At 64.2% G+C, this 274-nt stretch carries 1 protein-coding gene; it reads right to left on the bottom strand.

Going from position 1 to position 274, the window contains the following annotated elements:
* Positions 1-274, bottom strand: a 274-nt coding sequence (locus R0J88_RS20085; RefSeq protein ID WP_410900887.1) for a M3 family metallopeptidase, incomplete at both ends; no start/stop codon positions are given.

Raw genomic sequence — 274 nt, 5'->3', positions numbered from 1 at the left:
CGCAGCGTGCCGAGCCCGCTCTGGAAGTTCTTCGCGGCGATCATCTTGTCGAACAGCTCGCGCGGCAGCGCGGCACCGGTTTCCACGTGCGACGACATCGACGACAGCACGTCCCATTCCCAGCAGAAGTTCTCCATGAACTGCGATGGCAGCTCGACCGCGTCCCATTCGCCGCCGTTGATGCCCGACACGCCCAGCTCGTCGACGCGCGTGAGCATGTGATGCAGCCCGTGGCCGAACTCGTGGAACAGCGTGATCACTTCGTCGTGCGTGA

The sequence above is a fragment of the Pseudoalteromonas sp. SIMBA_162 genome, assembly GCF_046535955.1.
In the GTDB taxonomy this organism is placed as follows: Bacteria; Pseudomonadota; Gammaproteobacteria; order Enterobacterales; family Alteromonadaceae; genus Pseudoalteromonas; species Pseudoalteromonas marina.
Note: the sequence above shows the minus strand (reverse complement) of the source record. Positions and strands in the feature narration are given on the sequence as shown.